The following is a 20587-nucleotide window of genomic DNA, read 5'->3' on the forward strand; positions in this document are numbered from 1 at the left end:
GATAGAGGGTTTCATAGATTTTAAAATCGATTAGTTATGTTTTGAGTTTTTTAAGGCGCAACTTTTTTATTAAATAGAGTAACACTACCAACCACCAGATGCGCCGCCGCCGCTAAAACCGCCGCCACCGAAGCCTCCACCAAATCCGCCACCGCTGCTACTTCCACCAGAAGACCAGCCGCCACCAAAACCTCCAGAGTTTCGTCTGTAACTTCCGCGTCCAGAATTACTTAAAATAATGGCTTCAAGAATATCAATGCCGTTAGATCTATTGCCTCTATTACCACCATTACCTCCATTTCTTCTATTTTTAGAAATAGAAATTAGAATAATGATAAATATGAAAAGTAGAATAAAAATAAATCCAATTGGAAACTCGTTATTTGATGATTTTCGAGTGCCCTGATATTCACCATTTAAAACTTCAAAAATAGATTCTATACCTTTATTTAAACCTCCGTAATAATCATTTTGCTTAAAATAAGGTATGATGTCGCGCTCAATAATACGTTTAGATAAGGCATCTGTTAAAAGATATTCTATGCCTTCTCCAGTATTTATACCTATTTTTCTATCATCTTTAGCAAGAATTATTAAGATACCATTATCTTCTTTTTCCTGTCCAATACCCCATTTTTCACCCCATTGAGCTCCAAGAAAATTGATGTTTTCGCCTTTAGTTGAACTGATAATTGTTAAAACGATTTGAGTTGAAGTGGTATCAGAATATTTTATAAGTTTTTTTTCTAAGCTGTTTTTTTGTGATGCTGAAAGCAAGTTAATGTAATCGTAAACACTAGTTTGAAATTTTGGTTTATCAGGAATATCAAACTGAGCAAAAGAAAAACTAAATGCAAAAACGATTAAAAGCAAACTTGTAAAAAGTGTCCTTTTTTTTATGAATGATTTAATAGTTAATATTAAGTATTGCATGTTAAACTTAGCCTTTAGAAATATCGTTTGAAAGTTCGTTAGTGTCTAAATTTGAATAGGGGAAATACGTTTTAAGTTGTTCTCCAGATTTTTGAATGCCTTCAACAAGACCTTGTTTGAAATTTCCTGACTTAAAATAAGATTGCATAATATCTTTAGTGCTATCCCAAAAATTATGTGGCACTACGTTATTTATACCAATATCACCATAAATGACAAAGTTTTTATCCTCGATAGCTAAATAAATTAATACAGCATTTTGCAGTTTGGTGTTGTCCATTTTTAAAGTATGGAAAACCTCCAAAGCACGATTTGTTGCATCGCCATTTGCCGTTTTTTCAATATGAACTTTTATTTCGCCAGATGTATTTAATTCAGCTAACCTTATAGCTTCAACAATATCGCGTTCTTCACTAGCGGTTAAAAAAGCCTCAATCTCAGACATTAAAATTCTACTTTTGGAGCGTTTTCACTACCTGAAGCACTTTTAAATCTTGCCATTTCTTCGAAACCAAATAGGCTAGCTAATAGTTTTCCAGGGAATTTTGTAGTGTAAATATCGTATTTATTAACAGCATCATTAAAACGATCTCTTGTTACGTTAATCCTATTTTCGGTACCTTCAAGTTGCGATTGTAATTCTAAAAAACTTTTATCTGCTTTTAAATCTGGATAACGTTCTACTGTTAGTAATAATTTGGATAAAGCTCCACTCAATCCCTGTTGTGCTTGTTGAAACTGAGCCATTTTTTCTGGGGTTAAATCGCCAGCATTTATAGTGGTTTTTGTCGCTTCAGAGCGTGCTTTAATAATACCTTCTAAAGTCTCTTTTTCATGTGCTGCATAACCTTTTACAGTAGCAACTAAGTTTGGAATTAAATCGGCACGACGTTGGTATGCGCTCTCAACTTTTGACCAAGCTGTTTTGGCATCAGCCTCATATTCTACAGCCGTATTATTAAATCCTTTAGCCCAAGAGTAGATTCCAATGGCTATAATTGCTACAATAATCCATGGTAAAAATTTCTTCATAGTAGTAGTGTTTTTTAGTTGTTTAAACGTTACAATAGATAAGTTGAAAATAAACGTAAAATGTTACAAATGATTTTTAATTTTTGTCAATTGATTTTTTACATCTTCAAGCTTACTAATAATTTCAAAATTATTTAAAGTTTCTTTTTTGCCTTCTTTTAAATGAATTTTAGCACCTTCTAAAGTAAAACCACGCTCTTTTACAAGGTGATAAATGAGTTTTAAATTTTTAATGTCTTCAGGCGTAAATTTACGATTGCCTTTGGCGTTCTTTTTTGGTTTAAGTGCATCAAACTCTTTCTCCCAAAAACGAATTAGTGAGGTGTTTACATCAAAAGCTTTGGCTACTTCACCAATGCCATAATATCTTTTTTCTGGTAAATCTATATGCATTAATCTAATGATTGATTTTCTAACGATGCGTGCTCTAATAATTTGCTAAATTCTTCAGCGGTTAAACTACCGTAATAAAAGTTTATTGGGTTAATACGTGTACCATCTTTAAATATTTCGTAATGTAAATGTGGCGCTTCAGAACGACCAGTACTACCAACAAAACCTATTAAATCACCACGTTTTACTTTTTGGTTTTTTTTTACATTATACTTATATAAATGCGCATATAAGCTTACGTAACCAAAACCATGATCTATTCTAATATGTTTGCCATAGCCACTTGACCCAGCATCGGCACGTTTTACAATTCCATCGCCAGTAGCATAAACAGGTGTACCTCTAGGGGCTGTAAAATCCATGCCCCAATGCATTTTTCTAACTTTGGTAAAAGGATCGGATCGCATACCATAACCAGAAGCCATACGTGTTAGGTCTTCGTTACTAACAGGTTGTATGGCAGGAATTGCTGTTAAAAGTTTTTCTTTTTCTTCAGCTAATACGGTAATTTCATCTAGAGATTTAGATTGCACTACAATTTGTTTTTGTAGAATATCTAAACGTTTATTACTTTCTATAATTAATTTGGAATTATCAAAACCTTCCAAATCTTTATAACGATTAATACCACCAAAGCCTGCTCTACGTTGCTCATCTGGTATAGGATTTGCTTCAAAATAAACGCGATAAATGTTATTGTCTCTATCAGCAACATTAGCAAGTACTGCTTCTGCTTCATCCATTTTTTTATTCAACAACTCAAACTGTAACTGTGCGTTTTGTAGCTCTCTTTTTAAAGCTTTTTCTTTAGGTGATTCAATGTATAAATTGGCTATAAAAAAAAGGATAAATGAAAACAAAAAAGAGGCTAAAAGAAATAGAGAAATGTAAGCAAATGTTTTTCTTTTTTTGCGTTCAATTTTTCGATAGGATAGCGAATCAGAATCGTAATAATATTTTACCTTACTCATTGTTTAAATTATACTATTTTTGCAATTGAAAATTCAACATTAGAGGTTGAATTTAATATGCAAACGAACAAACCTACAAAAAAATTATCTTATGTTTTGTAATATTATTTCAATAGTAGGTTCATGCTGTCCTAAATTTAAAATAAATTTGCAGTATAAATATAAAAATTGTTTCGCATTAAGAGTAATTTAACAGAAACAAGATTTACAATAAAAGTACATGAAGTCACAAGATATTCGATTAAAATTTTTAAGTTTTTTTGAAGAAAAGAAACACAGCATTGTGCCGTCGGCACCTATGGTTTTAAAAGACGATCCTACATTGATGTTTGTAAATTCTGGAATGGCACCTTTTAAAGAATATTTTTTAGGAAATGCTCATCCTAAAAATAACCGTATTGCCGATTCTCAGAAATGTCTTCGTGTTTCAGGAAAGCATAACGATTTAGAAGAAGTTGGTTACGACACATATCACCATACGTTGTTTGAAATGTTAGGGAATTGGAGTTTTGGCGATTACTTTAAAAAGGAAGCTATAGCTTGGGCTTGGGAGTTGCTTACTGAGGTTTATGGCATTGATAAAGATATTTTATATGTTACTGTTTTTGAAGGAAGTGATGATGCTGATAAACTCCCTATGGATACCGAAGCTTTTGATTTTTGGAAAAAATTCATTTCTGAAGACCGTATTTTAAAAGGCAATAAAAAAGATAATTTTTGGGAAATGGGCGACCAAGGTCCATGTGGCCCCTGTAGTGAGATTCATGTAGATATTCGCTCTGCAGAAGAAAAAGCTAAGGTTGATGGAAAAGATTTGGTAAACATGGATCACCCACAAGTTGTAGAAATTTGGAATTTAGTTTTCATGCAATACAACCGAAAAGCCAATGGAAGTTTAGAAAACCTTCCTGATAAACATATTGATACTGGTATGGGGTTCGAGCGACTTTGTATGGTTTTACAGGGCGTGCAATCTAATTACGATACCGATGTTTTTACACCAATAATTCGCGAAATCGAAACCATTACAGGAAAAGATTATGGTAAAAACCAAGAAGCAGATGTTGCTATTCGTGTTATTTCTGACCATGTTCGTGCTGTGGCGTTTTCAATTGCCGACGGACAGTTACCAAGTAATACAGGCGCAGGTTATGTTATTCGTAGAATTTTACGTCGTGCTGTACGTTATGGCTTTACGTTTTTAGATAAAAAAGAACCTTTTATATATAGATTAGTTGGTGTGTTGAGTAATAAAATGGGAACAGCTTTCCCAGAATTAAGAGCTCAAAAACAATTGATTGAAAATGTTATAAAAGAAGAAGAACAATCGTTTTTAAGAACTTTAGACCAAGGGTTGGTATTGTTAAACCGAATAGTTGAAGAAACCAAAGGTGATACCGTTTCAGGCGAAAAAGCTTTCGAATTGTATGATACTTATGGGTTTCCTATAGATTTAACGGCTTTAATTCTTTCTGAAAAAGGCTTAAAATTAGATGAAAAAGGTTTTAATGAACACCTTCAAAAACAAAAAAATCGTTCGCGTGCAGCCAGCGAAATGTCTACGGACGATTGGACGATTTTAAAAGACGATGCCGAAGAAGAATTTATAGGCTACGATACGCTTGAAGCTAACGTAAAATTAACCAGATACAGAAAAGTAACTTCCAAAAAAGATGGCGATATGTATCAATTGGTTTTTAATTTAACGCCATTTTATCCCGAAGGAGGTGGACAAGTTGGCGATAAAGGTTATTTAGAAGATACACATGGCGATGTTGTTTATATCCTAGACACCAAAAAGGAAAACAACGTTATTATTCATTTTACTAAAAACTTACCAAAGCATCTTAATGAAACTTTTAAAGCCGTTGTTGATGCCAAACAACGTTACAGAACCGAGTGTAATCATACAGCAACACATTTATTGCATCAAGCACTAAGAGAGGTTTTGGGTGAACATGTTGAGCAAAAAGGGTCTGCGGTGCATTCAAAATATTTACGATTTGATTTTTCTCATTTTTCAAAATTAACAGTTGAGCAATTACGAGATGTTGAAAATTTTGTAAATAGAAGAATTGATGGAAAATTACCGTTGATTGAAAAAAGAAATATCCCTAAAGAAGAAGCCATTGCAGAAGGTGCAATGAGTTTATTTGGTGAAAAATATGGCGATACAGTTCGTGCTATTCGATTTGGGAAATCTATAGAGCTTTGTGGAGGCACACATGTGAAAAATACAGCTGATATTTGGCATTTCAAAATAGTATCGGAAGGTGCTGTGGCTGCAGGAATACGTCGTATTGAAGCTATTACAAACGATGCGGTTAAAGATTTTTACTTTGAAAATAACCGTGCTTACTTTGAAATGAAAGATTTGCTTAATAACACTAAAGAACCTGTTAAAGCATTGCAAAATTTACAAGATGAAAATGCAAATCTTAAAAAGCAAATAGAGGCTTTGTTAAAAGATAAAGCGAAGAATATAAAAGGAGAGCTTAAAAGCGAGTTACAAGATATTAATGGGATTCAGTTTTTAGCTAAAAAACTAGATTTGGATGCCGCTGGTTTAAAAGATGTGGCTTTCGAGTTGGGTAGTCAGTTTGATGATTTATTCCTGTTATTTGCTACTGAGCAAAACGGAAAAGCACTTTTGTCCTGTTATATTTCAAAAGAATTAGTAGCTAGCAAAGGGTTAAATGCAGGACAAGTAGTTAGAGAATTGGGTAAATATATTCAAGGCGGTGGTGGTGGACAACCTTTTTTCGCAACAGCAGGAGGTAAGAATCCAGATGGAATTAGTGAGGCTTTAGAAAAAGCTAGAGCTTATTTAAATTAGAAGTTATTTAATTCCTAAAATTTTATTGAACGTTTTTATTTCACATCTGTAAAATTTTAAAAATTTATGTTTTAATGATGCATATTTGATTTTATTATTTTTCATATTTATAATTCTTAACTGTTATTTATATTAGTGTGTGAAAAGTAGAAAATGTTACAGAATATTAATTCTATGAAGCTACAAACACAAATACCATTAGAAAAGCAATCTAATAATCAAATAGATTATAACTCTAACGTTCTATTATTGGGTTCTTGCTTTGTAGAGCATATGGGGAAGAAATTAGAATACTTTAAATTTCAGAATTTTCAAAATCCATTCGGTATTTTATTTCACCCAAAAGCCATTGAAACTTTAATAGTAAATGTTATTAACAGAAAAGTATATTCTGAAAATGATGTTTTTTTGCATAATGAACAATGGCATTGTTTTGACGCACATTCAAAGTTAAGTAATACTTCAAAAGAAGATTTATTAGCAGATTTAAATCTTGCAATAAAATCAACAAACAAACAAATCAGTAAATCAACACACATAATAATCACATTAGGGACAGCTTGGGTTTATAATCATATAGAAACCAATAAAATAGTTGCTAATTGTCATAAAGTACCTCAGAAACAATTCATTAAAGAGTTAATGTCTGTTGATGCTGTCTTTGAATCCTTAAAAAATATACTCGAATTAATTAAAAGTGTAAATACAGAGGCTTCAATTATTTTTACAGTTTCCCCAGTACGACATGTAAAAGATGGCTTTGTTGAAAACACACAAAGTAAAGCGCATTTAATTTCTGCAATGCATCAGGTCTTAAATCAAAAATCATCAATCGTTAATCGTCAATCACTTTATTTTCCATCGTATGAAATTATGATGGATGAACTTCGTGATTATCGTTTTTATAATGAAGATATGCTACATCCAAACCAAGTAGCAATCAATTATATTTGGAAGAAGTTTCAGAGTGTTTGGGTTTCAGATGAAGCTTCTAAAACTATGGGAAACGTTGATACGATTCAAAAAGGATTACTGCACACACCTTTCAACCCAAATTCAGAATTACACATTAAATTTCTTCAAAGCTTAGAATCTAAAGTAAAAATACTTCAGTCTCAATTCCCAAATATTTCATTCTAAATTAAAAGTCATTTATTTGTCTTTATTCTTGTTTTTTAAAAGCGAAGCGGTCTAGATTTGTTTTTAAATATACGTAATTCATCGTATTGACTTCATTCTCATAAAATTGCAATTTTGATCCATTATCAACAATAAAATTTTAAAAAAATGAGAAAATTAAAACTAATTATGCTATTTGTAATGGCGGGGTCATTACTAACAATTACATCATGTTCAAGCGATGACGATGGTGGAAACGACGGAGTAGCTGGTTCAGGAACCATTACTGCAAAAATTGAAGGAGTAGCATTTACTTCTTTAGAAATCACATCATTTGCACAATTAACTTCTGGTGGTGGACAAACTACTTTAGTTATTCAAGGAAACACAACGTCTCAAGGAATTAATATTATTGTTAATGGCTATGATGGTGTTGGAACTTACAAGTTTACAGACAGTAATGTATTTGTTTCTGCTACTTATATAGAGCCTAATATAAGCAATCCGACTGAATCTAAAATATGGTCAGCCCCTTTTCAGGATTCTGGAAATGTAGGAGAGATTAAAATATCAGAAGAGACCGATACCGATATAAAAGGGACTTTCAATTTTACAGCTAAAAATAGTAAAGATGATACAACGAAAAGTATCACCGAAGGATCATTTAATCTTAAAAAGAAAACATCATAAACCATAAAACAAATTCAACAATGAGACATTTAAAAATACTAGTCTTTCTATTGGCAGGTTCGCTAATATTAAACGCACAAAAAGCAGAGACACCAGATAATAATTATAATCTTGGTGCCAAAATAAACGAAATGACTCTTACCATTGGTGGTGTACTAGTGGTTGCTACAAACGATGGTTTGGTAGGGATAAAACCAACGGAAACCCAACCCGTATTTACATTCAATAATTTTGGGCAACTTAAGCCAGAAGAAACACAGTTTATTCCAGGTTCGCCATATATTGTGGTCTCTCAAGGTGCTGGATCTAAATTTGCTGGAATTGCAAAAACCAAACGTGCCGTAATCGATTATATTCAGGGTAAAGTTATTTTTAACTCAGAAACAGATAATTGGAATCAAGTTTATACCTGTAATGTTGTATTACCACAGAACAAACTTGTTATTAGTGGTATTCAAAAAGAAGGCGATAAATTTGAAAAAATGACACCAAAAGTTGCTGTTTACAATTTAAGTACTCAAAAATTAGATTATAGTTTCTTTTTAGATAAACCAGGAAGAGTTGGCATAGCTAAAGATTTTAGTGTAACAGGGATACCTTTACTATTAAAGGACTTTTTAATTATTCCAACAGCTCAAGGGTTAATAGCCAAATCGCATTCTGGTGAAGATTTATGGACTACAAAAGTAAAAGGAATAAATTGGATGGTTGCTGATAAAGCCGAAAACGAAATTTATGGTTTTGAGACGACATCCAATGGGAAAAATACGCGTATCCATAAAATAGGGAAAAACGGTGCGGAATTATGGCAAGATGATAGAAAAGTAAAAGGACTTGTTTCTAATTTTGAGATACTACCACAAGGCTTAGCTGTAGTAAGTGATAAAAGTGATGGTGGAGATAGTAGTGTGTTTTCACAGAAAAATGAATCAGAAATTGCATTTTTAAGTGCGTCAACTGGTGAGGATTTATGGGAAAAAGCACCTAAAACAAAAGGCTATGTGCAACACTTTTATGTGCAGGATGATGGTATATTATTTGGTATTCAGCAAGGAGGAATTAATAAAATATCATTTGATGGAAAAACATTATTTAAAAAACCACTAAAAACAGGTGAAAACATAATGATAATGGCAGAATCACCTCAAGGATTAATTTATATAACCAGTGAAGATGCCAATATAGTTAATCTGGAAACAGGAGAACAAGTCTGGAAAAAACCATTAAAATACAAAAATTCTGCCACAGTAGCCTCAACATTTGATAGTGCAAAAAGCAGATATCTTATTGCTGCAAATGAAACCGTGTATGCCATAGACGCTAGTTCTGGAGAAGTAACAGAACTGGCAGATGTTAATTTTGAAGAGAAAGAATCGGCAAACGCTATGCAGATTCGAGATGGTAATATGTTTTTAAGCTCCTCGCAAAACATGATGTTGTTAGATAGTGACGGAAAAGAAGTGTACCACGAGTATCACAAATCTCCAGGGAAAAGTGGCTTCATGAAAATTGTTGGTGGTGTTGTAGCGGCGGCATCTATGGTTGCAGCAGTATCTACCGCTGCCTCCGCAGGAGCTAATAGAACAGGCTATGGAAGTAGTAATGATTTAAAAAATTATAACGACTATGGCAAAGAAGCTAAAAGAGCTTCAGATATGTTTGCTTCTATTGCAGATGCTTCCTTTAAAATGATGTCTGAGCGCTTTAAAGCGACATCAGCTACCGAGGATTCTCAGTTTATTTTAACAAAACTTGATAGTGGTGTTGGGTTAGTAAAAGTAAATAAAGATACTGGTAAAGTTGATAAAGAAATTCTTTTAAAAGATAAAAAACCAGAATATAAAGTGGATGAGTTTGGAGGTTATTTGTATTACAAAGCTAATGATGAAACCATTTATGCTTACGACCTTAAAAAATAAATCTTGTTGTTGAGATTTGTTGATTAGGCGTAATAGTTAATATTATTGCGCTTAATCTTTTTTTATAACGCTTTTATCGAAAAATTAATTAATCTTAAACTTATAATTGTAGATTTAAAATGCTATTAATCAGTTCAAATCAAAAAACATCAGTTACTACAATCATTATAAATGATTTGTAATTGGTGTTTTTTTATTCCCTCCATTTTAACTCTATTAATTTTACAAATTATAATCATGGAGCTGTATTTGTTTTTTGAAACCCTTGTATTTGCTGCTATAATCGTTTTAGTTTTATTCATTTTAAGAACGCTTCTTATAACAATAAGTTTAAAGGAGATATACCGAAAACGTTATGTTGATTTACAAAACCAATTGAATGTTGAAATTCAAAAAAAACAAATTATTAATCAGAGATTTACACTTATAGATAGTTTGAGCAAATCATTACAAGAACGGATTTTTAAAATAATGGAAGAGCTTATTTTATTTCAAAAGTTTATATTTGAGAAACATAATTAATTGGTTTTTATGAAAAAAAGATTACTCTCATTCATATTTTTAATTTCAAGTTATTATTGTTTTTCTCAAAGTTCTCAAATAAGAATAGATAGTTTAAAAACTGTTGTTAGTTCTAGTGAAATTCTAAAAGAAAAAGCCAATGCTTTAAATAATCTTGTGGATGAGTATTTTGAATTGAATAAAGATTCTGCAGAAGTATATATTCAAAAGACTTTAAAATTAACTGATAATGATAATGAATTAAAAAGTATATATATACATAGTTTATTAAAGTACGCTCAATTTTATATTATAAAAGGAGACTATGAAAAATCAATGTCATATTACTATAAAACTTGGGATAAATTAAAAGAAGAATTTAATTACGATCTATATACTAAATATTATGGAGATCTTGGAGTGCTTAATTTTTATAAGGGAGACTTCAAAACTGCTTTAGAAAATTTCCAGAAGGCACTTCAATTAGCAGAAGATGAAAATAATAAAGAGGACCAATTGAGGTTTCTAAATAACAAAGCATTGGCTATGTCTTATTTGGGTGAAGCAGAGAACTCGCTTACTGTTCATAAAAGAGCTATTCAACTAGCTGAAAAGTTAAATGATTCTACATCTTTAGGAAAATCTTTCAATAATATAGGGCTGATATATGAAGATATGAAAGAATATGAAAAAGCTTTAGAGTTTTATTTAGAAGCCTTAGAAATAAAGAAAAATGGAAAGAGTAAGGTAGATGTAGCAAATAGTTTGTTTAATGTAGCTGGGATGTATAAAGAAATTGGTGAAAAGAATAATGATACTTTACTCTATGTAAAAGCTGAAAAGCATTATGAATTAGCGATTGAAAAATCCAAAGAAGTTGATTATGGTAAAGTAATTTTATTCTCAAAAACAGGTATGGCTCAATTAGCAACTGTTAGAAACAAACCTTTAAAAGCCATTGAAATTTATGAATCGGTTGTTGAACAAGCTAAAAAAGCTAAAGATAATCAAACATTAAGAGTTACTTATCTCAACTTAGGCGTTAACTACCTTAAAATAAATAAGCTCAATATGGCAGAAACTTATTTTCTTAAAGCTATGCCATTTATTATTGAAGCAGAGAATCCTTCAGATATGGCAAGTTTATATAAAAATTTGTCAGTACTCTATAAAAAAACAAATAAGTATTCAAAAGCTCTTGATTATTTTGAAAAACAATATGAAATTGAAAAAGATTTAACAAAAAATTCTTTAAAAGATAAAATTTCAGAATTTGAAGTTAAATACGAAACCGAGAAAAAAGAAAGAGAAATCCTTTCGCAACGAGCAGATTTAGCCGAAAAAGAATTACATCTTAATAGAAAAAACACCCAAATAATAGGACTTGTTATTTTAGCTGTAGTTTTATCAATTTTAGGATATTTACTATTTAATCAACAAAAGCTAAAAAACGCACAACTTAAAAAAGAGAGTGAATTAAAAGAGGCTTTGGTAAAAATTGAAACTCAAAACCGATTACAAGAACAGCGTTTAAGAATTTCTCGCGATTTACACGATAATATAGGTGCTCAACTCACTTTTATAATTTCTTCCATCGATAATTTAAAATATGGTTTTAAAATAACTAACGATAAGCTAAATAATAAATTAGGAACTATTAGTGAGTTTACTAAAGACACGATTTACGAATTGCGCGATACAATTTGGGCAATGAATAAAAGTGAAATTTCAATAGAAGATTTACAAGCCAGAGTATCAAATTTTGTTGATAAAGCAAGTGTTTCTGCTAATAAAACCAGCTTTAATTTTAATATTGATCAATCGCTTTATAACAACTTACAATTTTCATCGGTTAAAGGCATGAATATTTATCGTATTATTCAGGAAGCTGTAAATAATGCGATAAAATATGCCGAGGCATCAAATATAAATGTAGATATAAAAAAGGAATTAGGAGGGGTGCAATTTTCTATAAATGATAACGGTATTGGTTTTGATGAAACTAAAGCTGAATTAGGAAACGGATTAAACAATATAAAAAAGAGAGCACAAGATATTGGTGCTAATATTAATATTGAAAGTATTTTAGGCAAAGGGACATTAGTAAAATTAACGGTGTAATTTTATAAGCATGAACATTAAACTAGCTATAGTTGATGATAATTCTTTTTTAATAAAAATGGTTGAAGAAAAATTGTCTTTTTTTGATGAATTAGATGTTAAGTTTACGGCTATAAATGGGAAAGATGCATTGCGAAAACTAGAAAAAAATCATAATATCGATTTGATCTTAATGGATATTGAAATGCCTGTTTTAAATGGTATTGAAGCCACAAACCTTGTTAAGAATAAATATCCGCACATTAAAATAATCATGCTTACCGTTTTTGATAATGATGAAAATATTTTTAATGCTATTAAAGCTGGAGCAGATGGCTATTTACTAAAAGAAATAAAAGCCAAAAATTTATACGATGGTATTTTAGAAACCTTAAATGGCGGTGCTGCAATGAATCCTTCTATTGCAATGAAAACGTTAAAACTACTTAGAGACCCTATTAAAATAAGTTATATTGAAGAGCAAGAATGCATCACACTTACTCCGAGAGAAATAGATGTTTTAGAACAATTAAGCAAAGGGTTGAGTTACAATCTAATTGCCGATAATCTTATTTTATCAGTTGGCACAGTAAGAAAACACATTGAAAATATTTATAAAAAACTACAAGTACACAACAAATTAGAAGCAGTACAAAAAGCTAAAAAAAACAATATCATTTAACTTAATATTTGTTTAACCTATAGTTAACATTGGTTCTCTTATAACTTTATATATTTGTACCGTTAGTTAGTTTATTTATAACATTAGTTAGACTTCTTATGTCGAAGAAAACTGATGTTTTTTTTGTTTTAAACAATTTTCTAAGAAGCTTGCGATAGGTAATAGTAGAAATTGTCATTCATGTAAAAGCGGGAATCTCATTTTTATAAATTCTTCAGTTTTAATAAAGTTTCTTTTCTCTTAAAAATATTTCTAAATTAGTACATGCGAAAAATTCTATTTGGTGTCGTTATCACATTAGTCATTTTATTCACTTTTAAATATTGTGGAGATAAAAGAGAAGATAAAATAGTACTTCAAGAAAGTTCGGCACTTATTCAAAAACAAATTAAAAATGTGGGTAAGCTTATTGTTACCGAAGGGCATTTTAGCGAAGTTTTTAATTATAAAAACTCCAAAGAAATTTTTGGAGAATATTTAACTTCAGATAAAAAGGCATTAGTTGTTGTAAATGCTGAAGTTACGATAGCTTACGATTTAAGTAAAATTGAATTTAAAATTGATGAAGCCACAAAAACACTTCAAATAATTAGTATTCCAAAAGAAGAAATAAAAATAAATCCAGATTTGGAGTATTACGATATGCAATCCGATTTTTTTAATCCTTTTGAAGCTAAAGATTACAACGATATAAAAAACACAGTTAAAGTGTCATTAGCTAAAAAATTAGAAACCTCCGATTTAAAAGCGAATGCGAAAAACAGATTAATCAGCGAACTCTCAAAGTTTTACATTTTAACCAATTCTTTAGGTTGGACATTGAAATATAACGAAACACAAATGGAATCGTTGGACACCTTTCAAAATTTAAAATTGTAATTCTCAATTATGAATAAAATTACTTTGCAAAACGTCCACAATCGTATAAAATCATACATTCACAGAACCCCAGTTTTAACTTCGCAATTAATAGATAATTTATGCGATGCAAATGTTTTTTTTAAATGCGAAAACTTTCAGAAAATGGGCGCTTTTAAAATGCGAGGTGCTACCAATGCTATTTTAAATTTAACAGACACACAGAAAAGTAAAGGCGTGGTAACACATTCTTCTGGTAATTTTGCTCAAGCTTTATCGTTGGCAGCAAAACAAATAGGAGTCAAAGCTTTTATTGTGATGCCTAAAAATGCGCCTCAGGTAAAAAAAGATGCAGTAAAAACTTATGAAGGGATTATTATTGAATGCGAATCGAATATTAAAGCACGAGAAAAAGAAGCTTATAAAATTGGAATAGAAAAAGGAGCTACGTTTATTCACCCGTCAAATGATGATGATGTTATTCATGGACAAGGAACTGCTGCTATAGAATTATTAGAAGAATATCCCGATTTAGATTATATTTTTACACCTGTTGGAGGTGGTGGTTTGTTAGCTGGAACATTATTGGCTGCAAAATATTTTTCTAAAAACTGTAAAGTTATTGCGGGCGAACCAAAAGAAGCTGATGATGCTTACAGGTCGTTACTATCTGGGAGTATTGAAAAAAATGAAACCTCGAATACCATTGCTGATGGACTGAGAACCCATTTAGGCGATAGAAATTTTCCGATTATAAAAAAGCATGTTGAAAAAATTATACGTGTTGAAGAAGATGAAATAATTCATGCCATGAAACTCATTTTGGAGCGTATGAAGATCATCATTGAACCTTCAAGTGCTGTTGCTTTTGCTGCACTTTTAAAAGAAAAAGAAACTATAAAAAATAAAAATATTGGTGTAATAATTTCTGGCGGAAATGTAGATTTATCTAATCTTCCTTTTTAACAAATAAAGCACCTATTCTTTGAGTTGATAATTATAATTTGTTATTTAAACTCGTCCAACCACCACCATTAATAACTTCAATACCATGTTTTTTTAAAATACCTGCAGCATTACCAGAACGCATACCACTAGCACAACATGTAATAACGGGTTTGTTTAATTTTTTAATCTCATTAATTTTTGAGTTGATAGTTTGTAGTGGCATATTTTTAGAACCGCTAATAGCGCCTTGGTTATATTCACCAGTCGTACGTACATCAATAATAATAGCCCCTCTTGTTTGAAAATCTTTAATCATATTGTTTTTATTACCAAATAGAAAATCTAATAATCCCATGTTTATTTTGTTTGTGCAAAGATTCTTTAATTTTTATTAATGAATGTAACATCAGTTACCAAAAGGATAATTGAATAAATTTTTGTGTATATTCAACCTTTAGAATTTATAAGTAAATGATGCAGCCTTACGTAACACTAAATATAGAAAATCAAGTTGGATATATTGAGTTTTTCCATCCAGAGCATAATGCGATGCCTAGCGATAATCTTAAAAAGCTAGAGCAAGCTATAGTTGAAGCTGAAAAAAACGATGCAATTAAAATTGTTGTTTTAAAAAGTGGGGGAGACAGAACGTTTTGTGCTGGTGCCAGTTTTAAAGAACTTATTGCAATTGATGATGCCAAAACTGGAAAGCAATTTTTCTTAGGTTTTGCAAATCTTATAAATGTAATGCGAAAATGCTCAAAGTTGATTATTGGTCGTGTACAAGGAAAAGCAGTTGGCGGTGGTGTTGGTTTAGCAGCGGCAACCGATTATTGTTTGGCAACCAAATATGCAGCCATTAAATTAAGCGAATTAAGTCTTGGCATTGGTCCTTTTGTTATTGAACCAGCAGTGTCTCGGAAAATGGGACAAACAGTTATGTCGCAAATGACGATTAATGCAGAACAATTTTTTACGGCGAAATTTGCAAAAGAAAAAGGCTTATATGCCGATGTTTTTGATACCGTTGAAGCTTTAGATGAAGCTGTAAAAATTTTAGCGGAAAAACTAGCAAGTTATAATCCTGAAGCTTTAAAAGAAATGAAAGATGTGTTTTGGAAAGATACAGCGTATTGGGATGAATTACTTATTGAACGTGCCGAGATTAGTGGTAACTTGGTTTTGAGTACCTTTACTAAAGAGACTTTAAACCGGTTTAAATAAATTGAGTATTGTTACGTTATTCCGAGTTAGTTTCAGAATCTCATGATTTTTCAATTATGTGACCCTGAAACTAGTTCAGAGCGACGAAAAACCTATTTTACAACAGTTCCTTTTTTCACAATCCCCAATCCATCATCAATTAAACGCCCAACTTCGGGTCTGTTTTGTTTAATAGTTTCTAAATGATTTATAATGCTCTCGCATAATTTAGTTTCATTTCCTATAAAAGCCAATTCGTAAAGTTCAATAGGTAATAGCCAATCGTTAGGATGATTTTCTATAAGTTCTTCTAAAACTTTAGTTCTAGAAATGGTTTTGTTTTTGCCTTCTCTATAATCTCTAATCTGTTTGTAAAGTGCTTCAAGTTTAAGTAATTCACTAGATTTTTTAACATGAATGGTTTGTGTTGATGGCACATGTGTAATTAAATCAAAACTATTCAAATCTGCTGGTCCAGAAAAAGCCGAAACAATAGATTTTCCAACAGCCATGTCGTAAATACCCCATTCTGGTTTAAATAAAAGCGTGTCGTGATGTGTAACGGTACAATTTTTAAAACTAATTAATATTATTTTTCCTTGTAGGTTTCGTTTACCAGTTATGATTTCACCAGAAACGATAATACCACCTTCAAATTCTAGAGATATAACTTTTTCTTCATAAATATTATAAGCACTTAAATCGCGGGGACTCATATCTTCTATAGCAAGATTAATGCCTTTTAGTTTCCCTATTGGAGAACCAAATCCTTCAGTATGCGTTTCAATACCATGTCCAACCAACTCTTTTTCTCGATATGCCAATGCTGTTTCACCGCTCGTTTGAATGTAAATAGGTTGCCCTTCGTCTTCAATAACATTGCTAAACACACCAGAAATTTGTATGCCCGTACTCAACTCGACAGTGCCTAATGCATGGGAGTGAATGAGTTTATTAACGCCCGAAAGCCCACCTTTACGCAATGCCATAGTATTTGCAAATTCTTCTAATATCAGACTTAAATGTGCAAAATCTGGAGTTACAAAAAGTTGAGGTTGTGGTTTTGTAATATCGAAATCTTTATAAGTAGCTTCAATATTATAAGGTAGTTTTTCAACTTCATTAGTCATACACCAAGCGCTTTCTCCTATAGACGATAATAAACCAGCGCCGTATATTTTTGGATTTTCTACGGTTCCTATTAAGCCATATTCAACCGTCCACCAATGTAGATTTCTTATCAGTGCCATTTCACTGGGTTTACCCATGTTTTTTTGCAAGTCTTCAACCTTTTTTTCTGCGGAAGCGATATCATCTTCTTTAGAATTTGGTGCTTCTTTAATGATAGAAAGATGCCTTACTGCTTCGTACAACTCGTAATCTTTAGCCGATGAAATGGCTTTACAGCCAACTTCTCCAAACCTCCTTAAATATTCCGCATATTCAGGATTTGCAATAATAGGTGCATGTCCTGCACCTTCGTGAATAATATCTGGAGCAGGTGTATATTCAATATGCTCTAATTGTCTAATATCGCTCGCAATAACCAAAACATTATACGCTTGAAATTCCATAAAGGCATTAGGCGGAATAAAGCCATCTACCGCAACTGCTGCCCAACCAATATCTTTTAAAATGCGGTTCATACCGTACATGTTGGGAATGCTATCAATAGAAATCCCTGTTTGTTTTAAACCGTCTAAATAGGATTTGTGGGCGACTTTTGCTAGAAAATCGACATTTTTACGCATTACATAACGCCAAACTGCTTGATCTATAGCCGAATAATCGTCGTAATTTTGAGGTTTTATAAATTGTTTTAAATGCTTTGGTAAGCGATTTAAAATAACATTAGATTCTATGGTATTCGACATAATTTTTATTTATATAACTTGATGTAAAAATACGAATTCTCTATAAAAACTAGTCAAAAAATGATTTATTAAAAATTAAATAAACCATTTTAAGGTTTGAAATAAGAATTCCATATATTTATAACTCTATAATTGGTTCAATACTATGTATACAAGACGAATATTTCCAGTGGCCGGTGTGTTAAAATGGACACGTCGTCATATTTTTTTATTCCTTTTTTTAGCGTTAATTCCTGTTTTCCTTTTTGATGTTGTAGGTTTAAAATGGTTACACGTACCATGGCTGCCATTAGGCGCTTTAGCCACAGCTGTAGCGTTTATTGTGGGATTTAAAAATAATGCGTCCTATGACCGATTGTGGGAAGCTCGTAAAATTTGGGGAGGCATTGTTAATGCATCACGTTCTTGGACTATTATGGTTAAAGATTTTATTAATAATGACCATGCAAAAGTTTCTCTTTCTGAAGCTGAATTATTCTTAGTACATCGCGAGCTAGTTCACCGTCATGTAGCATGGTTAACAGCACTACGTTATCAGTTACGTAAAGATAAACCCTGGGAAATGCATCTTAAAAATAAGCGATCTAATATAGAATTTAGAGCAGCAAAATATAGAGTATGTGAAGATGAAACTCCAATTGAAGAAGCCATAAAACCTTATCTTTCAGAAGCTGAGTTTAAAGCGGTTTTTGCTAAAGAAAATCAAGCATCCCAAATTTTAGGTATACAATCTAAACGTTTAAAAGAATTAATGAATCAAGGTTTGATTGAGGATTTTAGGCATATGGAAATGACTAATATGTTGGTTGAGTTTTATACACTTCAAGGTAAGTCTGAGCGTATTAAAAACTTTCCGTACCCAAGACAATTTGCTACTTTAAATTATCTTTTTGTTTGGATTTTCATCATTCTTTTACCTTTCGGAATTATGGAGGGATTTGAAACCATTGGTAATCATATTCTCGAAGATTTAGCAAATCACGAATCTCAAACATCATTAGGTCATTTAATACAGGAATTTATTGCGAAGCATTTTGTGTGGTTTTCAATTCCGTTTAGTGCATTGATTTCTTGGGTGTTCCATACTATGGAAGCTATTGGCGAAAATACCGAAAACCCTTTTGAAGGTGGGCCAAATGATATTCCTATTACAGATATGAGTCGAGGTATTGAAATTGATATTAGACAACTTATTGATGATACTGATATTCCTGAACCATACAAATGGACAAATGATATTGTAATGTAATTAATAAATTAAATTATGTATAATTATAAAGCCAAAATAATTGATGTTTACGACGGAGACACTGTGACTGCTGTTGTAGATTTAGGGTTTTTGCATTCGCAAGAAATGAAATTACGCCTTTACGGTATTGATACGCCAGAAATGAGAGGCCCAGAAAAAGAAGAAGGTAAAAAAGTGAGAGATATTTTAAGAACAATGATTCTCGATAAAGAAGTTACTATCCGCTCCTACAAAGATAAACAAGGTAAATATGGACGTTATTTAGCTAATATTGTTTTAGAAGATGGTTTAGAAGTTAACCAATGGTTGGTTGATAACGGGCATGCAAAACCGTATTTTCCGTAAATAAAAAAGCAACTCAAACGAGTTGCTTTTTTATTGTTTTATTGTTGCGTTCCTGGAGGATACTTCTCCATAATCTTTGATACAAATTCTTTAATACGTAATTCTTTTTTCTCCATATTTCGGGTTAAATATCCAGAGCCCATACCTTGCCAAACTAATTCTTTTTTATTGGCATCAATTAAATCTATATACAAAGTGCCTTGTGTACTAGTTGATACCATTGGTTGTTGGTTCCAGCCCCAACCCCAACCAGGTCCGAAGCCTCCCCAGCCCCAGCCGCCATAGCCCCAGGTGTTGTTATAAACATTAACACGTTGCTGTGATTTTGTAAAAAGACTAATTAATAAATCTGGGTTTTCAGATGTTGTAAAGCCTTTTGCTAAAAGCTCAGCTTCAATAGCGCGCATAATTCTTTTTTTATCTAAATCGCTAATTTCAGCTTTATCGATACCAGTTTTAAAGAAAGCAAAAGTTTTGTATTCGCCAAATTTTGCATTCTTATCATAGTCAGTTGCAACTCTAACAGAACTACAAGATGATACCAAAATTAGCAATGCTAAAAAAGGTAATACTTTTAATGTTTTTTTCATAGCCTTAATATTTAGTTTTCTTTTCTAAAATACAATAATTCACTCTAAAATTATTGATTTTTTATGTATTTATTAACATCAATAATCATACCAAGTGTTTTTTTAACAAAACAGCTTTAATGGGTTAGCTATTTGCTATTTGAATTTGTCTTTTTACCTGTTCTAAGTGAAGTCGAAGGATTATAACCATAGGGGCAATGCCTGCAACCACTTTCGCAACAATAACCTCTTTTTAAATGGTATTGTTCGGTAAAACAACGGTAACCTTCAGGCGTTAAGTAAAAGTCGCCTTCTTCAATAGGGATTATTTTCTTCATTATATTGCAAATATAATATATATTGGA

At 31.7% G+C, this 20587-nt stretch carries 20 protein-coding genes; 11 read left to right on the forward strand and 9 right to left on the reverse strand.

Annotated elements, in window-relative coordinates; translation table 11 throughout:
• Nucleotides 1–84 precede the first annotated feature (84 nt).
• The 5 genes from AADI82_RS02910 to AADI82_RS02930 all read right to left on the reverse strand — a co-directional run bounded on the left by AADI82_RS02910 (nucleotide 85) and on the right by AADI82_RS02930 (nucleotide 3329).
• Entirely contained in the window at nucleotides 85–933 is an 849-nt protein-coding gene (locus AADI82_RS02910) for a TPM domain-containing protein (RefSeq protein WP_341214973.1), read from the reverse strand.
• A 7-nt stretch (nucleotides 934–940) separates the two neighbouring features.
• Nucleotides 941–1378 carry a TPM domain-containing protein gene (locus AADI82_RS02915; protein ID WP_341214974.1) on the reverse strand — a complete coding sequence of 146 codons (438 nt, stop codon included), beginning with the start codon at nucleotides 1376–1378 and terminating at the stop codon, nucleotides 941–943.
• On the reverse strand, nucleotides 1378–1965 hold the full coding sequence (locus tag AADI82_RS02920) for a LemA family protein (RefSeq protein ID WP_341214975.1): 588 nt from the start codon (nucleotides 1963–1965) through the stop codon (nucleotides 1378–1380). The genes AADI82_RS02915 and AADI82_RS02920 overlap by 1 nt, the downstream gene beginning before the upstream one ends.
• Before the next feature lie 63 nt (nucleotides 1966–2028).
• Nucleotides 2029–2358 (reverse strand): MerR family transcriptional regulator, encoded by a 330-nt coding sequence (locus tag AADI82_RS02925; protein WP_341214976.1) that lies wholly within the window; start codon nucleotides 2356–2358, stop codon nucleotides 2029–2031.
• Nucleotides 2358–3329, reverse strand: coding sequence for a M23 family metallopeptidase (locus AADI82_RS02930; protein WP_341214977.1), 972 nt, complete (start codon nucleotides 3327–3329; stop codon nucleotides 2358–2360). The genes AADI82_RS02925 and AADI82_RS02930 overlap by 1 nt, the downstream gene beginning before the upstream one ends.
• Nucleotides 3330–3549: 220 nt before the next feature.
• Here AADI82_RS02930 and alaS point away from each other — a divergent pair, with 220 nt between their 5' ends.
• The 8 genes from alaS (at nucleotide 3550) to AADI82_RS02970 (ending at nucleotide 15000) form a co-directional block, all read left to right on the forward strand.
• A complete protein-coding gene (alaS, locus tag AADI82_RS02935; RefSeq protein ID WP_341214978.1) occupies nucleotides 3550–6165 on the forward strand; it encodes an alanine--tRNA ligase in 2616 nt (871 codons plus the stop codon).
• Nucleotides 6166–6339: 174 nt separating this feature from the next.
• A complete protein-coding gene (locus tag AADI82_RS02940) occupies nucleotides 6340–7305 on the forward strand; it encodes a GSCFA domain-containing protein (protein WP_341215000.1) in 966 nt (321 codons plus the stop codon).
• Nucleotides 7306–7452: 147 nt separating this feature from the next.
• Nucleotides 7453–7974, forward strand: a complete 522-nt coding sequence (locus AADI82_RS02945) for a DUF6252 family protein (RefSeq protein ID WP_341214979.1) — start codon at nucleotides 7453–7455, stop codon at nucleotides 7972–7974.
• A 20-nt stretch (nucleotides 7975–7994) separates the two neighbouring features.
• The gene (locus AADI82_RS02950; protein ID WP_341214980.1) at nucleotides 7995–9893 is read left to right on the forward strand and encodes a PQQ-binding-like beta-propeller repeat protein; all 1899 of its coding nucleotides are present in this window, start codon (nucleotides 7995–7997) and stop codon (nucleotides 9891–9893) included.
• A 531-nt stretch (nucleotides 9894–10424) separates the two neighbouring features.
• Nucleotides 10425–12515: a tetratricopeptide repeat protein gene (locus tag AADI82_RS02955; protein ID WP_341214981.1), complete on the forward strand. Its 2091-nt coding sequence runs from the start codon at nucleotides 10425–10427 to the stop codon at nucleotides 12513–12515.
• A 10-nt stretch (nucleotides 12516–12525) separates the two neighbouring features.
• The gene (locus tag AADI82_RS02960) at nucleotides 12526–13176 is read left to right on the forward strand and encodes a response regulator transcription factor (RefSeq protein WP_341214982.1); all 651 of its coding nucleotides are present in this window, start codon (nucleotides 12526–12528) and stop codon (nucleotides 13174–13176) included.
• A 264-nt stretch (nucleotides 13177–13440) separates the two neighbouring features.
• Nucleotides 13441–14055 carry a DUF4230 domain-containing protein gene (locus tag AADI82_RS02965; RefSeq protein ID WP_341214983.1) on the forward strand — a complete coding sequence of 205 codons (615 nt, stop codon included), beginning with the start codon at nucleotides 13441–13443 and terminating at the stop codon, nucleotides 14053–14055.
• A 9-nt stretch (nucleotides 14056–14064) separates the two neighbouring features.
• Nucleotides 14065–15000: a pyridoxal-phosphate dependent enzyme gene (locus AADI82_RS02970; RefSeq protein WP_341214984.1), complete on the forward strand. Its 936-nt coding sequence runs from the start codon at nucleotides 14065–14067 to the stop codon at nucleotides 14998–15000.
• Between the two features lie 31 nt (nucleotides 15001–15031).
• Here the strand turns inward: AADI82_RS02970 and AADI82_RS02975 are convergent, their stop codons facing one another.
• Complete coding sequence (locus AADI82_RS02975) at nucleotides 15032–15337, reverse strand: rhodanese-like domain-containing protein (protein ID WP_341214985.1); 306 nt, start codon at nucleotides 15335–15337, stop codon at nucleotides 15032–15034.
• 116 nt (nucleotides 15338–15453) lie between these two features.
• On the opposite strand from AADI82_RS02975, the gene AADI82_RS02980 reads away from it, so the two are divergent.
• Nucleotides 15454–16206: an enoyl-CoA hydratase/isomerase family protein gene (locus AADI82_RS02980; RefSeq protein ID WP_341214986.1), complete on the forward strand. Its 753-nt coding sequence runs from the start codon at nucleotides 15454–15456 to the stop codon at nucleotides 16204–16206.
• A 92-nt stretch (nucleotides 16207–16298) separates the two neighbouring features.
• Here AADI82_RS02980 and AADI82_RS02985 read toward each other — a convergent pair whose 3' ends face one another.
• Nucleotides 16299–18059, reverse strand: coding sequence for an aromatic amino acid hydroxylase (locus AADI82_RS02985; RefSeq protein WP_341214987.1), 1761 nt, complete (start codon nucleotides 18057–18059; stop codon nucleotides 16299–16301).
• A gap of 145 nt (nucleotides 18060–18204) precedes the next feature.
• Between AADI82_RS02985 and AADI82_RS02990 the strand changes: the two genes are divergently transcribed.
• Together AADI82_RS02990 and AADI82_RS02995 are read left to right on the forward strand one after the other, a co-directional pair.
• Nucleotides 18205–19308: a bestrophin family ion channel gene (locus AADI82_RS02990; protein ID WP_341214988.1), complete on the forward strand. Its 1104-nt coding sequence runs from the start codon at nucleotides 18205–18207 to the stop codon at nucleotides 19306–19308.
• A 15-nt stretch (nucleotides 19309–19323) separates the two neighbouring features.
• Complete coding sequence (locus AADI82_RS02995) at nucleotides 19324–19653, forward strand: thermonuclease family protein (protein ID WP_034041240.1); 330 nt, start codon at nucleotides 19324–19326, stop codon at nucleotides 19651–19653.
• Nucleotides 19654–19691: 38 nt separating this feature from the next.
• On the opposite strand, the gene AADI82_RS03000 is transcribed toward AADI82_RS02995, so the two are convergent.
• Together AADI82_RS03000 and AADI82_RS03005 are read right to left on the reverse strand one after the other, a co-directional pair.
• On the reverse strand, nucleotides 19692–20243 hold the full coding sequence (locus AADI82_RS03000; protein WP_341214989.1) for a DUF4136 domain-containing protein: 552 nt from the start codon (nucleotides 20241–20243) through the stop codon (nucleotides 19692–19694).
• A 128-nt stretch (nucleotides 20244–20371) separates the two neighbouring features.
• Nucleotides 20372–20560: a DUF5522 domain-containing protein gene (locus tag AADI82_RS03005; protein ID WP_341214990.1), complete on the reverse strand. Its 189-nt coding sequence runs from the start codon at nucleotides 20558–20560 to the stop codon at nucleotides 20372–20374.
• Between the last annotated feature and the right edge of the window lie 27 nt (nucleotides 20561–20587).

It is taken from the genome of uncultured Wocania sp. (genome assembly GCF_964021735.1).
In the GTDB taxonomy this organism is placed as follows: domain Bacteria; phylum Bacteroidota; class Bacteroidia; order Flavobacteriales; family Flavobacteriaceae; genus Wocania_A.